This is a genomic window from Streptomyces platensis, from assembly GCF_008704855.1.
GTDB classification, from domain to species: domain Bacteria; phylum Actinomycetota; class Actinomycetes; order Streptomycetales; family Streptomycetaceae; genus Streptomyces; species Streptomyces platensis.
On the sequence record NZ_CP023691.1, the window covers coordinates 7,950,137 to 7,964,005 of the forward strand.

11 protein-coding genes are annotated in these 13,869 nt (G+C 71.5%); 3 read left to right on the forward strand and 8 right to left on the reverse strand.

Annotated features, from left to right (window positions below; all coding sequences use genetic code 11):
- Window positions 1–39: 39 nt before the first annotated feature.
- From CP981_RS35105 to CP981_RS35145, 8 genes are all read right to left on the reverse strand, one after another.
- Window positions 40–1,212 (reverse strand): ROK family transcriptional regulator, encoded by a 1,173-nt coding sequence (locus CP981_RS35105; protein WP_085922171.1) that lies wholly within the window; start codon window positions 1,210–1,212, stop codon window positions 40–42.
- A gap of 638 nt (window positions 1,213–1,850) precedes the next feature.
- Complete coding sequence (locus CP981_RS35115; RefSeq protein ID WP_425282192.1) at window positions 1,851–2,882, reverse strand: TolB-like translocation protein; 1,032 nt, start codon at window positions 2,880–2,882, stop codon at window positions 1,851–1,853.
- Window positions 2,879–4,258: an MFS transporter gene (locus CP981_RS35120; RefSeq protein ID WP_085922170.1), complete on the reverse strand. Its 1,380-nt coding sequence runs from the start codon at window positions 4,256–4,258 to the stop codon at window positions 2,879–2,881. The genes CP981_RS35115 and CP981_RS35120 overlap by 4 nt, the downstream gene beginning before the upstream one ends.
- 3 nt (window positions 4,259–4,261) lie before the next feature.
- Window positions 4,262–5,140, reverse strand: a complete 879-nt coding sequence (locus tag CP981_RS35125; protein WP_085922425.1) for an alkaline phosphatase family protein — start codon at window positions 5,138–5,140, stop codon at window positions 4,262–4,264.
- Between the two features lie 163 nt (window positions 5,141–5,303).
- Entirely contained in the window at window positions 5,304–5,861 is a 558-nt protein-coding gene (gene mug, locus CP981_RS35130) for a G/U mismatch-specific DNA glycosylase (protein ID WP_085922169.1), read from the reverse strand.
- Between the two features lie 11 nt (window positions 5,862–5,872).
- Window positions 5,873–7,312 carry an adenylosuccinate lyase gene (gene purB, locus CP981_RS35135; protein ID WP_085922168.1) on the reverse strand — a complete coding sequence of 480 codons (1,440 nt, stop codon included), beginning with the start codon at window positions 7,310–7,312 and terminating at the stop codon, window positions 5,873–5,875.
- An 875-nt stretch (window positions 7,313–8,187) separates the two neighbouring features.
- Window positions 8,188–9,804, reverse strand: coding sequence for an MFS transporter (locus CP981_RS35140; protein WP_085922167.1), 1,617 nt, complete (start codon window positions 9,802–9,804; stop codon window positions 8,188–8,190).
- A complete protein-coding gene (locus CP981_RS35145) occupies window positions 9,801–10,799 on the reverse strand; it encodes a pseudouridine-5'-phosphate glycosidase (protein WP_244329937.1) in 999 nt (332 codons plus the stop codon). The genes CP981_RS35140 and CP981_RS35145 overlap by 4 nt, the downstream gene beginning before the upstream one ends.
- A gap of 263 nt (window positions 10,800–11,062) precedes the next feature.
- Between CP981_RS35145 and CP981_RS35150 the strand changes: the two genes are divergently transcribed.
- The 3 genes from CP981_RS35150 to dmpG are packed head-to-tail and all read left to right on the forward strand — an operon-like array spanning window position 11,063 to window position 13,868.
- On the forward strand, window positions 11,063–11,872 hold the full coding sequence (locus CP981_RS35150; protein WP_085922165.1) for a 2-keto-4-pentenoate hydratase: 810 nt from the start codon (window positions 11,063–11,065) through the stop codon (window positions 11,870–11,872).
- Window positions 11,869–12,798, forward strand: a complete 930-nt coding sequence (locus tag CP981_RS35155) for an acetaldehyde dehydrogenase (acetylating) (RefSeq protein WP_085922164.1) — start codon at window positions 11,869–11,871, stop codon at window positions 12,796–12,798. The genes CP981_RS35150 and CP981_RS35155 overlap by 4 nt, the downstream gene beginning before the upstream one ends.
- Window positions 12,795–13,868: a 4-hydroxy-2-oxovalerate aldolase gene (gene dmpG, locus CP981_RS35160; protein WP_280117059.1), complete on the forward strand. Its 1,074-nt coding sequence runs from the start codon at window positions 12,795–12,797 to the stop codon at window positions 13,866–13,868. The genes CP981_RS35155 and dmpG overlap by 4 nt, the downstream gene beginning before the upstream one ends.
- The last annotated feature ends 1 nt before the right edge of the window (window position 13,869 follow it).

Genomic DNA, 13,869 nt, shown 5'->3' on the forward strand with positions numbered 1-13,869 from the left:
GCTCCGTTGTGGCGGGGCGTCGCCGCTGCGTAGTGGCCGTCAGCGCGCCGCGGTGCGGCGGCGGCCCGTCACCGTGCTCTCCACCGCGAAGAGTTCGCCCTCCACGTGGTCGAGCGCGAGCCGCAGCGCCCCGGTGGCCACCGCCGCCTCGCCGAGCTGCGACAGGGCGACCTGCGGCGGGCGCAGGCAGTAACGCGCCAACTCCCGGCGCAATGGCTCCAGTACGCCCGCCAGGCCCGCCGCCCAGCCACCGATCACCACCAGCTCCGGGTCCAGCGCCAGCACCAGAGCCGCGACATCGTGCACCAGCCGCCGGATGAAGCGGTCCACCGCCTCCCGCGCCTGTGCGTCGCCGTCCCGTGCCGCCGCGAAGACCGCCGCCACCTGCGCCTCGTCCAGGGGATGCAGCGGTTCTCCGGTCGTCGACAGCAGCTTCTCCGGGGTGGCCTCCCGGCCGAGCAGATGCAGCGCGCCGATCTCCCCGGCGGCCCCGCCGAAGCCGCGGTGCAGCCGTCCGCCGATCAGTGAACCGGCCCCCGGGCTGAGTCCGGCCAGCACGAAAACGATGTCATCCGAGCCGGTCGCCGCGCCCTGCCAGTGTTCGGCCACCGCCGCGGCGTTCGCGTCGTTCTCGACCAGCACCGGGCAGCGGAACGAGCGCCGCAGCCGCTCGCCCAGCGGGAAACCCGTCCAGCCGGGCAGCGCGGTGCTCAGCCGGACGGTGCCGTCGGCCTCCACGATGCCGGGGCCGGCCACCCCGACGGCCCGCAGCGAATCGCGGGGCACGCCCGTACGGCGCAGCAGATCGGCCACCACGGCACGGACCCGCTCCAGCCGCTCGTCGGCCGGTGCGCGCTCCTCCACGGGGCGCTGCGCGGTGTCCAGCACCCGGCCGCCCAGATCGGACAGCAGGGCGGCGACGCGGTGCGGGCCGATCTCGATGCCCAGCAGATGGCCGGCCTCCGTACGGAAACGGAACCGGCGGGCCGGCCGCCCCTGGCGACGCGTCGCACCCTCCCCGGCGGCCGCCTCGACCACCAGACCGGTCTCGATGAGCCCCTCGACCACACCCTCGACCGTCGGCCGGGACAGCCCCGTCACCTGGACGAGGTCGGTGAGCGTGGGGGAGTCCGCGGCGCGCAGCGCTTGCAGCACCACCGCGGAGTTGATCCGTCGCAGCAGGGACGGGTCCCCGCCGGTGAGCCGCCCCAACGTCCGTCTCCCTCACTTTGCGTGTGGGCGGATCGTAGCCGGTCAGGGGGTGCGCGGCGAGCCCCACGGGAGGGGGCAGCCGGCCGCCGTGACGCCTGCCCGGCGGTCGCGGTGCGCGCGAGGTCGACCCGCGCCGGGCCGCGGGAGGGCCAATTGTCAGACCCGCGCGGTTTACTGACGGCATGACCATTGACAAGCATCTGACGGTCATCGACCGACTGCGACGGCGGGAGTTCCCGGCGGTGCCGGACCGGTCCGCCATGGTCGAGAGCGGGCCCGGCTACCACATAGCCGGGCTGCGGGTCAGCGGGGAGTTCTGGGACGCGGACGCCGCCGAGGTGGCGGAGACCGAGGAGGACTTCACCGCCGAGCTGACGGCGCTGGTGCAGGCGCTGTCGTTACGGTGGGGCGCCCCCGAAACCGTCGATCTCGGGGCCCACTTGGAGCGGACTGCGCAGGGCCTGCCGGTCCGGCCGCCGCTGGACACGCTGTGCGGTTATGTCCCGCGGATGCACGGCTGGCGGGTGCAGGGCCGCTGGATCGGCGTGGGAGTGGGGCAGGGCGGGCGCGAGCTGCCGTTCCAGCTGCTGGTGGCCGTGGGGGAGAGGGGGCGGCGGTTCCCGGGGCCACCCACATCCCTAGCGGGTGAAAGCGGGGGCGAGGGCCGCGGAGAGGAGGCGGTGCGGGGTGCCGGTGCCGTCGGCGGGGACCGTCCAGAGGTCCGAGCCGTAGTCGCCCGGCAGCGAGTAGACCAGGGTGTGGCCGTCGCGCCAGACGGCCTGGTCGTCGATGTTGCGGTGTTCACCGGTCGCGGTCTCGCGCAGGGTGCGCAGATCGAGGACGTAGAGCCGCCAGGGAGCGTCGGGGTCGGCGCCCGCGATGCGCTTCTTGTAGGCGATCCGGGTGCCATCCGGGGACAGCGAGGGGCATTCGACGTTGGGGTGCAGGGCCCGGAGAGTTCTGGTGCCGCGGTCGCCGCGGACGAGATAGGTCTTTCCGCCGGTGGCGGCGGTGGCGTAGAAGCGGGTGTCATCGGCGAAGGTGACGCCCCAGACGTTGATGTCGGCGGCGCGGACCCGGTGTCCGCCGACGGTCAGCGCATAGGTCTCCAGGTTGGCGTCCAGGCGCCGGCCGCCGGTGTCGACGACGGAGGTACGGGTGGAGAAGGCGGTGCCCGCGTAGGAGTCACCGCTGACGAAGACGGTCCAGGCGACGGTGCGGCCGCTGGGGGAGACCCGGGCGCGGGTGGGTGTGCCGGCCACGTCGTAGTGGCGCACCTCGCGCAGCCGGCGGTCCAGGAGTACGGCCCGGTAGCTGTCCCGGAGTTCGCCGTGGACGGCCTGGAGACAGATACCGGTTCCGGCGGCCGCGTGGAACCGCAGACAGTGCACGCCGGACGCGGTGCGCGGCCCGGTGAGCCGCCTTTCCGGCACGGCGGTGATCTCGTCGCGGTGCGGCCCCCAGGCCATGTTGCGGAAGAGACCCTGGTGCGGCCCGTCCAGTCGTACGGCCCCGGGGGTCACCTTCGGGCCGTCGGACTGGGTGCGGTCCTTCCGGTCGGCGCGTCCGGCGGCGGCCAGGGTCGCGCCGACGGCGACCGCGCCGAGGACGACGACGGTGGCGAGCAGGATGAGCAGGCGCGCGGTGCGGCTCAGCGGCATGCGGTTCATGAGGTGTGCTCCGAGGGGGAGTTCGGGCCCGCCGCCGGTCCGGCCGGGCGCAGCAGCCGGGCGCTGAGGGCCGCGGCCAGAGCCAGCCCGACGGCCGCGGCGAGGACGGCGGTGTGGTCGCCCCAGGCGGTCCAGGCGGCACCGAAGGCGAGCGAGCAGACGAAGCGCGCGGCCGTCTGGCCGGTCTGCACCACGGCCAGGCCGCTGCCACGGGCGTCCTCGGGCACCGCGTCGGCGGTCGCGGCGGCCAGCACTCCGTCGGTCGCCGCGTAGAACGCGCCGTGCAGGATGAGCACGGCACAGACCAGCGCCGTGCTGCCGTCGAGGGGTGCCAGCAGCAGTCCGTAGACGCACAGCAGCACCAGATGCCCGGCCAGGAACAGCCGCCGTCGGCCGATCCGGTCGGCGATCGCCCCCATCGGCACCGCCAGCGACAGAAACGCCGCGGCGGTGCCCAGAGGGAGCAGCGGGAACCATCCCGCCGGGAGGTCCAGCCGCCGCTGGAGGGTCAGATACAGGAAGGAGTCGCTGACGGTGGTCAGCCCGAGCAGTACGGCGCATGCGGTCAGCCGGCGTATCTCCGGCCGGCCCAGCAGCGCGCGCACGGGCGTCCGTGGCGCAGCCGGCGTCCGTGGCCCGGCGGATGCCGGACCGGCGGATGCCGGACCGGCCGATGCCGGACCGGCCGATGCCGGTCCGGCGGTGCCCTCCGCGGCGGGCAGGGCGCGGCCCGGGACGAACAACAGCAGGACGACCACGCCCAGTACGGCCACACAGAAGCTGACCGTGAACACCGCGTCATAGCCTTCGGCCGCCACCCGCAGCAGCACGAACGCCACCAGCGGGCCGCACAGGGCGCCCGCGGTGTCCATCGCCCGGTGCACCCCGAACGCCCGGCCACGGGCGGCCGGTTCGGCGGCCAGCGAGATCATCGCGTCCCGCGGTGCGGTCCGCAGTCCCTTGCCGGTCCGGTCCACCGCCAGCACCGCCCCGATCAGCGGCAACGAGTGGACCAGCAGCAACAGCGGCTTGCAGAGGGCGGAGAGCCCGTACCCCACCGCGGCCACCGCCTTGTGCCCGACGCCCCCACCCCGGTCCGAAAGCCGGCCGCCCACCAGCCGGACCAGTGCGCTCACCCCGTTGTAGACCCCGTCCAGCACCCCGAACCCCAGCGGGGACAGCCCGAGTTCGGCGACGAGGTACAGCGGGAGCACGGCCGTGACCATCTCTGAGGAGATGTCGGTGATGAGGCTGACGGTGCCCAGGACCAGCACCGTGGAGGGGACGGCGGCGCGGACGCGGCGGCTGCGGCCGGTGCGCCGGCCGCCCGGCGGTACGGAGGTGGCGGGAGCCGGGCGGCCGTCTGCGAGATACACGGGTCAGCCGGCCCAGATTCCGCTGATGTCCTTGGCGTCGGCGGCCCGGCCGGCGTGCGCGGTGCCGTACATGTCCTCAAGGGTGCGCAGCACGTCGTAGTGGTTGTAGGTGGTGTCCGAGGTGGAGCCGGCCTGTACGGGCTGGCCGTACAGCACGGTCGGGATGCGGTTGCCGCTGAGCCGGTTGTCCTCGTCGAAGGTGACCAGCAGCAGACTGTTGTGGGTCTTGGCCCAGTCGGCGTAGCTCTTGAGGTGGTCCTTCACCCAGGTGTCACCGGTGGACACCGAGCAGTCGTGCATATCGCTGCACAGGTTCGGCACCACGAACGAGACGGTGGGCAGCTTCGAGAAGTCGGTCGGGAAGGCGTCGAAGGTGTGGGCCGAGCCGGTGGAGACGTTGCTGAAGCCGAACCACGGGTTGTGCTTCTGCGCGTACGTGCCGCTCTTGCAGGTGGTCGAGCCCTCGGACGGCAGCGATTCGTTGTAGCTCGCCCAGGACTTGCCGGCCGCCGTCAGCTCGGAGGCGAGGTTGGGGGCGTCGCTGAACCCCGGGTCGACGCAGCTGTCGTCGGTGACGCCCTGGGTGTCGCCGGAGAAGAGGGCGTAGTAGTTGGGCTGGCTGGGGTGGGTCTCGGCGTAGGAGGCGGTCAGGCCGGCGCCGCCGGAGGCCAGGGAGTTGAGGTACGGGGCGCTGGAGCTGCCCATCACCTGGTCGTAGGCGTGGTTCTCGAAGACCACGACGACCACATGGTCGGGGGTGGGCACGGCGGCCGCGGCGGCCTCGGCGCCGAAACCGTTGCCCGCCCAGACGCCGAGACCGGCGGTGGCGAGGGCGAACGCCCCGGCGAGCGCGGTGACTTTACGGCGGCGTGAGCGGCGGATGCGGTGGGAGGTGGGGGACTCGGTGGAGGAGGGGGACGCGGGCGTAGCAGGCACGGGAGTCTCCGTACGGGAGGGGGGAGCTGCGCGGGCGGCGTCAGAGTAGAACTGTCCGGTAGGCATGTACATGCCTTCAAGATGACGACCGGCCGAACGGTGGACGGCTTTATGCGCCGTCACCCTCCGCGAACGCCGCGGCGCGCAGCCGTCCGTACTCCTCCGCCATGGCCGCCACCGTCCAATGGGCGTTCAGCCCGCTGGGGTTGGGCAGTGCCCAGATACGGGTGTCGCCCAGCGTCCGCTGCTGGGGCCCGATCGCGGCCTTCCGGTCGTCGAAGGCGACGCGGTACGCGGTGACACCGGCGACGGCCAGCCAGCGGGGGCGCAGCCGCGCCACCTTCTCGGCCAGCAGCCGGCCGCCCTCGCGGTACTCCTGCGCGGTCAGCTCGTCGGCCTTGGCGGTCGCCCGCGCCACGACATTGGTGATGCCGAGGCCATGGGCGAGCAACTCCTCCTGCTCGGCGGGCCGGAACTGGCGCGGGGTGAAGCCGGCGGCGTGCAGAACCGGCCAGAAACGGTTACCGGGCCGGGCGAAGTGGTGGCCGGTGGCTGCCGTCATCAGCCCGGGGTTGATACCGCAGAAGAGCACCCGCAGGCCGCTCGCGGCCACGTCCGGGACGACGCGGTCGCGAGCGGCTGCCAGCTCTTCGGGGGTGAGGCCCATGAGCCCTCGCGTCAGAGGATCGAGCCGGGGGTGTACGCCGCGGCCTCCGGGTACTGCTCGGCGATCTCCCCGATCCGGGTGACGACGGCCGTCACCTGGTCGGCCGCCGCGCCCGTGAAGGAGAGCTTGTCCGCCATCAGGGCGTCCAACTGCGCCTTCTCCAGCGGGATCCGCGCATCGGCGGCGAGCTTGTCCAGCAGCTCGTTGCGCTCCACACCCTGCTCCCGCATGGCCAGCGCCGAGGCGACCGCGTTCTCCTTGATCGCCTCATGTGCCTCCTCGCGGCCCACACCGGCCCGCACGGACGCCATCAGCACCTTCGTCGTGGCGAGGAAGGGCAGGTAGCGGTCCAGCTCCCGGGCGACGACGGCGGGGAACGCGCCGAACTCGTCGAGCACCGTCAGGAACGTCTCCAGCAGGCCGTCCAGCGCGAAGAACGAGTCCGGCAGGGCCACCCGGCGCACCACGGAGCAGGACACATCGCCCTCGTTCCACTGGTCTCCGGAGAGCTCACCGGCCATCGAGGCATAGCCGCGCAGGATCACCATCAGGCCGTTGACGCGCTCGCAGGAGCGGGTGTTCATCTTGTGCGGCATCGCCGAGGAGCCGACCTGGCCGGGCTTGAAGCCCTCGGTGACCAGCTCGTGGCCGGCCATCAGCCGGATGGTCTTGGCCAGCGAGGAGGGGGCGGCGGCCAGCTGCACCAGCGAGGTCACCACGTCGTAGTCCAGCGACCGCGGGTAGACCTGGCCGACGGAGGTGAAGGCCTGGCCGAAGCCGAGGTGCCCGGCGATCCGCTGCTCCAGGTCGGCGAGCTTGGCGGCGTCGCCGCCCAGCAGGTCGAGCATGTCCTGGGCGGTGCCGACCGGGCCCTTGATGCCGCGCAGCGGGTAACGGGAGAGCAGGTCCTCCAGCCGGGCGAACGCCACCAGCAGCTCGTCCGCGGCGGTCGCGAAACGCTTGCCGAGGGTCGTGGTCTGGGCGGCGACGTTGTGCGAGCGGCCCGCCATGACCAGCTCGGCGTGCTGGGCGGCCAGCGAGCCCAGGCGCGCCAGCACGGCGACCGTACGGTCCCGCATCAGCTCCAGGGACAGCCGCACCTGCAACTGCTCGACGTTCTCGGTCAGGTCGCGGGAGGTCATGCCCTTGTGGACCTGCTCATGGCCGGCGAGGGCGTTGAACTCCTCGATACGGGCCTTGACGTCGTGCCGGGTGACCTTTTCGCGCTCGGCGATGGAGGCCAGATCGACGTCGTCCAGGACCCGCTCGTAGTCGGCCAGCGCCTGCTCGGGGACCTCCACCCCCAGGTCCTTCTGCGCGCGCAGCACGGCAAGCCAGAGCTTCCGCTCCAGCTTGACCTTGTATTCGGGGGACCACAGCACGGCCAGCTCCGCGGAGGCGTAGCGGCCGGCCAGAACGTTGGGGATGCGAGGCTTCGCAGAGGCAGTCACGTGGTCAGAGTCTACTGGCGCTTTGCGCAGGCCAGCGCCCCGGTCCCGGCTGTAGCTTCCTCCAAGCCGGACGCGGGGGCCGGGAGCCCGGCGCCGCCCGGTGTCAGTCCTCATACGGCAGCAGCTCGGACCGTTTGGCCGGACGGCCGTCGCCGGACGGTGTGACACCCGCCCAGGTTCCCTGCCTCGACCTGCGCACGGAGCTGGTGGATGAGGCTGGTCAGCGGCAGGCACAGAGCGTGGCGGCGGGCAAAGTCCGTCCGCTGGCCGGCGACGGATTTCCGGGCGCCGGCAAGGCGTCTCACCCCCTCACTGACCTGCTGCCCTGTGTGGGGTGTAAGCGCGCGATGACTCTCCGTGGGCTCTCGTACGAGTGCGAGAAGGAGCGGGAGTGCGGCATCTGCCCGGCTCCAGCGTCCGCGTACGCCGGCGCACCCGAACGGGAGGTCGTCGGCCGTTGGCTCAACGTCGTCATGGCGCTGGAACCGACCGACGCCCCGGCGGTCAAGATCGCGGAGCGCTGGACGGCTCTGACGCTTCCCGAGGAGACCGAAGAGACGAGGGAGCGCGGCCGTGGAGGCCACGCAGAAACACTCGGACGCCGTTGCCCCGCGTGCTGTCATCGACACGAGCATCGTGGACGACGGCCAACTGTTGAGGGAAACGTGGGAGGCGGCAGAGCTGGAAATGCGGCGCAGCCTCTTGCGGCTCGCCATCGACCGCGTAACCGCGCGTAAGGCCCCATACCCGCGCCGGATCTCTCTCCCCCCGGGTTCGGCGCCCCGGCCGGTCAACGGTCCGGCCGGGGCGCCCCGGGCACACTGCGCTGGTGTTCGCCGGCCCCGGAAGCCTGCCCGTGCGCACCGGTTGACCTGCTACAGCGGCTCCGGGGCCGTCGTTGCCGGAGTGCCCGCTGCTGACGATTCCTGGGGGCTCGGGGCGTTTTTCCGGTCACCCCGCAAGGCCGACACGGCCAGCAGGCACGCCATCAGGGCGGCCGTCCCGCAGACCACGTACCCGAGCGAGTAGCCCTGGCCCAGCGCGTCCCGGGCCAGGGACACCGCCTGTCCCGGCGCGGAGTCCGGCGGAAGGGAGTTCACCGCCAGCGGGCCCCCTGCCCGGGCCACTTCTGTGGCAGCGGCCTGCGTCGCCGGGGGGAGCGAGGACGCAGACAAGCCGGACCGGAACGCCGAGGCGGCCTGGCCGAGGGCGACCGCACCGATGAGCGCAGGGCCGAGGGTGAAGCCGAAGTCCCGGAGCAGGCTGGTCGATGCGCTGGCCATACCGGTGTAGCGGACGGGCACCGTGTTCACGGCGACGGCGGTGACCGACGCGATACTGAACGCATAGCCGATGCCCGCCAGGCCCAAGGGGGCGAGGTGCGCGCCGAGCGAGGTCTCCCGTATGTCCAGGGTCGCCATCCAGAAGTCGCCCGTGGCCATCAGCAGCAGCCCGCCGGAGAGCAGCCAGCGCGGATTCGCCCGCTCCAGCAGCCGTGAGATGAGCGGAGTGAGCACCAGCGAGAATCCGCCGAGCAGGACAAAGGCCATCGAGGTCCGCAGGGGGCTCTGGTGCTGGATCACCCCGATGCGGATGCTGGTCGCATAGGCGGTGCCGAGGAAGCTGAACATCCCGACGACGGTGATGACCGAGACGATGGTGAAGGCGCGGTTGCGGAAGAGACCGAGCCGCAGCAGGGGCGAGCGGGCCCGGTGCTCCGCGAGGACGAACAGGACGAGGAACACCGCGGCGACGACGAAGGAACCGATGACGGATGGGGAGCCCCATCCGTCGGTCGGCCCCTGGATCACGGCGTAGAGCAGGGCGAACAGGCCGATGAGGATGGTGATCTGGCCACCCCAGTCCAGTGAGCGGCCCTCCGGCGAGCTGGAGTCCTCGGCAAGCAGCCAGCAGACAAGTGCGGTGATGACGGCGAGTGCGGCGACGATCACGAAGGAAAGCTTCCATGAACCGTATGTGCCGGATATGCCGCCGAGCACGGGGGCGACAAAGCCGCCGGTGGAGAGCGAGGCGGTCCAGACCGCGATGCCCCGGGCCCGGTCGCGCGGCGTGTGGGTGCCGGCCGCAACCATGGCGAGCGTGGTGGGGAACAGTGCCGCGGCGCCGAGACCGCCCAGGAGCTGGCCTGTCCACAACTGGGGGATGTCACCGGCAGTTGCCGCCACCACCTCGCCGACGGCGAGCAGGGCCGTGCCGCCGACCAGCAGCCGTTTGCGGCCGAAGAGGTCGCCCAGCACGCCGAAGGTCAGCTCCAGTACCGTCACGGGCAACAAGAACGCGTCGGAGATCCAGGTGAGCTGGGAGCCGACCGGGTGCAGGCTCTGCTGGAACAGCCCGTTGAGGGTCGCGGGCATGGCCAGCGCGATCTGGGCGAGACACACCGCCAGACAGCTGGTGATCAGTGTGGCCTTACGGGGGAGTCGGGCGTGCTTGCGCCGGTCCTCAACGGCCTTGGTTCTGGGGCTGGTCATCTTCTCACTCGCTTCCACACGTCGTCGGCCCGGCCGGCCTGCCGTCCTGGTCGCGGAGCACGGCCTGCACCGCGCTCAGCCGTTTGGCGGTCCGCGAAGGCACCGGCCACCTGTCCGGCCAGCTTCGCCGTGCTGATCAGCACGGAGCGGCTCGCCGCTGCACTCCGTCCCCCGGTCGCCGCGGATACGGCCTCCAGCAGGTACGGGGTGATCGCCGCGCCGTGCACACCGTCGCGTCCGGCCTGCCGCACGGCGCCCTGGACCGCCTGCTCGATGCGGTCGCCGTCCAGCGCGTGCTCGGCTCCTATGGGCGAGGTGACGACCACCGATCCCGTCGCCCCGGCCGTCCAGTGCAGGTCGACGGCCGCGGCCAGGGCCGTGAGCTCATCGACCCGCTGAGGGTTGGGGAATCCGCTGGAAGTGCAGTGGTAGGCCGGGAAGTCCGCACACCGATAGCCGATGACCGGCACCCCAAGCGTCTCCAGATATTCCAGGGTGAGCCCCACGTCCAGAATGCTCTTGGCGCCCGCACACACCACCGCGACCTGATGGCGGGTCAACTCCATGAGATCGGCGGAGACATCGAAGGTGGCCGAGGCATTGCGGTGTACTCCTCCGATGCCTCCGGCCGAGAGCACCGGAATTCCGGCGAGGTGGGCGATGAGCAAGGAGGAGGCAACGGTGGTGGCCCCGAGGCCGCCGGAGGCCAGGACCAGCCCGAGGTCCCGCGTACTGGCCTTGGGAATGTGCGCGGTGGCGGCGAACCGTTCAAGATCACTCTCGCTCATCCCGACGACGAAGTGTCCATCGGCGATGCCGGTCAGAGCGGGGGATGCCCCTCCCTCGCGCACCGCCCGGCAGATGGCCAGCGCCCACTCCAAATTCCCCGGATACGGTGGCCCGTGGTTGATGGCGGTGGTCTCCAATGCCACCACCGGCAAACCTTCCTCCAGGGCCTGTTCGACCTCGTCGCTGAGGCGTAGCAACTGGTGCACATCTCCTCCTTCTTGACCCGGGAACCCGCGGCCACGTCGGCGCGATCCGTCCGTGGCCGCTGCTCGTGCGGAGAGTGGCGACAAGGCTCGGCCCCCTGGCTGAGGTGCGCCTGACGGCGGGCTGACGTGCCCGGCCGCGCGCTCGGCCCGCTCCGTCAGCGCCATGTCAGACCGGCAACAGAGCCGGGCAGCAGGGTGTGGCTGTCCGGCGCCCGGTCCGTGAACCCGGGCGGCCAGGGAATTGCCGAAAGGGGCCCCTCAGCATGCTCCCGAGCACTGATGACGACGGCATCGCGGAAGCGGCGCAACGGCTCTGGAACGCGCGGGTGAGCAATCTGCCGTGTGAACCGGTCCGCGCACTGCTGAGTGCCGGCGATATCGAGGCCGCATACGCGGTTCAGGAAGCGAACACACGGCGCTCGCTGTCCGAGGGACGACGGCTCGTCGGGCGCAAGATCGGACTGACCTCACCGGCGGTTCAGCAGCAGCTGGGTGTCGACCAGCCGGATTTCGGGGTGCTGTTCGGCGATATGGCGGTGGGCGACACCGAGGAAATCGATCTCACCCGCCTGATCGACCCGCGCATCGAGGTAGAGGTCGCCTTCGTCCTGGAAACCGGCCTTGCCGAGGAGTGGACGACGACGGCCGACGTACTGCGTGCGACCGCCTATGTGGTCACGGCGATCGAAGTGGTCGACTCACGGGTCGCCGCCTGGGACATCGACATCGTCGACACGGTCGCCGACAACGCCTCCAGCGGCCGGTTTCTGCTGGGCGGGTCCCCGCGCCGTCTGGAGGGACTGGACCTGCGGGAGAGCGGAGCGGTACTGACGACCGGGGGTGAACCCCTGTCCGTCGGAGCCGGCGCGGCGTGCCTGGGACACCCGGTGAACGCCGTGACCTGGCTCGCCCGCCGACTGGCCCGGACCGGCCATCCGCTCGCCGCCGGCGATGTGGTCCTCTCCGGTGCCCTCGGCCCCATGGTCCGCGTCGTGCCCGGAACCGTCTACGAAGCACACGTCTCCGGGCTCGGTTCGGTACGAGCGGCGTTCGCGAAGGGAAGGCACTCATGACAGTACCGGTCGCCGTTCTCGGGTCCGGCAACATCGGCACCGACCTGATGTTCAAGATCCTCCGGCAGTCGAGCAGTCTGCGGATGGCCGCCATGGCGGGGATCGACCCCGCGTCGGAAGGGCTGGCGCGCGCTCGTCGGCTGGGCATCCCGACCACCACGTCGGGCGCCGAGGGACTGATCGGACTGCCCGGGGCCGAGGAGATCGAGATCGTCTTCGATGCGACCTCCGCCCGCGCGCACCTGCACAACGCGGCGGTGCTGAGCCCTCATGGAAAGACCCTCATCGATGTCACACCTGCCGCACTCGGCCCTTATGTGGTGCCGAGCGTCAATCTCGACCAACTCGACGTCCAGAACCTCAACATGGTCACCTGCGGCGGCCAGGCCACGATCCCCGTCGTGGCCGCGGTGAATGCCGTGGCACCCGTGGCGTACGCCGAAATCGTGGCCACCATCGCCTCGCGGTCGGCCGGCCCCGGAACCCGGGCCAACATCGACGAGTTCACGGAGACGACCGCGCGCGCCATCGAGCAGGTGGGCGGCGCCCGCCGGGGGAAAGCGATCATCATCCTCAACCCGGCCGAACCACCGATGATCATGCGGGACACCGTGCACTGCCTGTGCCCGGACGGGGATGCGGAGGCGATCAGCGCCTCGGTGGAGGCCGCGGTGTCCGCCGTCCGTGCGTATGTCCCCGGCTATCGGCTGAAGCAGGCGGTGCAGTTCGAGCGCGTCGAGCATCCCCGGCGTGTTCCCGCACTCGGTGACTCCTTCACGGGCCTCCAGGTATCGGTCTTCCTCGAAGTATCCGGGGCCGGGCATTTCCTGCCCGAGTACGCCGGAAACCTGGACATCATGACGTCCGCCGCGGTGCGTACGGCCGAGCGCCTGGTGGAACTCCGGAGAAAGGCGGCGGCCAGGTGAGCACGGTGAATTCAGTAGCGGCGAAGGAAAGCGGCCGGGACCTCTACATCCAGGACGTGACGCTCCGCGACGGCATGCATGCCATCGCACACCGGTACCGCCTGGATCAAGTGCGGCTGATCGCCGGGGCGTTGGACCGGGCCGGGGTCGACGCGATCGAGATCGCGCACGGGGACGGTTTGGCCGGCTCCAGCGTGAACTATGGTCACGGCGCCCACACCGACGCCGAGTGGATCGCGGCCGCCGCCGAGACGCTCACCCGGGCGCGGCTGACGACGCTGCTGCTGCCGGGCATCGGCACCATCGCCGATCTTCAACAGGCCCACGAACTGGGGGTGCGCAGCGTCCGCGTCGCCACGCACTGCACCGAGGCGGACATCGCCGCCCAGCACATCTCCTGGGCGCGGGAGCACGGTATGGACGTGGCCGGTTTCCTGATGATGTCGCACCAGGCTCCGCCGGCGGTCCTCGCGGAGCAGGCCCGGCTGATGGAGTCCTACGGTGCGCACTGCGTCTATGTCACCGATTCCGCGGGACGGCTGACGATGGACGAGGTCGCCGCGCGGGTCAGTGCCTACCGTGAGGTGCTGCGACCGGAGACCGAGATCGGGATCCACGCCCACCACAACCTCTCCCTGGGCGTCGCCAACAGCGTGGTGGCCGTCGAACACGGCGCCCGCCGGGTGGACGCCGCGCTGGCGGGCCAGGGCGCGGGAGCGGGCAACGCTCCGCTGGAGGTCTTCGTCGCCACGGCCACCCTGATGGGCTGGCAGCACGGCTGTCAGCTCTTCCCGCTCATGGACGCCGCGGACGAACTCGTCCGGCCGCTGCAGGACCGTCCGGTCCGAGTGGACCGGGAGACCCTGGCGGTCGGCTATGCCGGGGTCTATTCGAGCTTCCTCCGCCACGCCGAACGCGCCGCGAGCCGGTACGGGGTGGACGCCCGCTCGATCCTCGTCGAGGTGGGCCGACGGGCGATGGTGGGCGGACAGGAGGACATGATCGTGGACGTGGCGCTCGACCTGGCCCGCGACCGCGCCGAACCGGCACACACCGTGGACGAGGGGTGAG